This window comes from Halobiforma nitratireducens JCM 10879 (assembly GCF_000337895.1).
In the GTDB taxonomy this organism is placed as follows: Archaea; Halobacteriota; Halobacteria; order Halobacteriales; family Natrialbaceae; genus Natronobacterium; species Natronobacterium nitratireducens.
This window is the reverse complement of sequence record NZ_AOMA01000081.1, coordinates 1-240: the sequence shown is the minus strand read 5'-3', so window position 1 is coordinate 240 and position 240 is coordinate 1. Positions and strand designations below refer to the sequence as shown.

At 57.9% G+C, this 240-nt stretch carries 1 pseudogene; it reads right to left on the bottom strand.

The features are described from left to right. Positions 1–240 (bottom strand): annotated as a pseudogene (locus C446_RS08200) (IS4 family transposase); the annotation flags it as partial.

The window sequence follows — 240 nt, the reverse complement described above, 5'->3', positions numbered from 1 at the left end:
GATACGAACATCGATTTCCTGTCGCTGCAGGTCGTCAAGGACGTCCTGCAGCGACTCTCCTTCGAGCGGGATACTGTTGCCTCGCCACGTCCGGAGTTCGTCGACGATTTCGAAGTTTGCGTCGTCCTTCACACGGGAGACGAACCAGCCGTTGTTCTGGTCGATGCGGTCGAACAACCAGAAATCGTAGAAGCCGAGATCGAGCAAGATGAGTGCGCCAGCTACCCACTCGCCGGTGGG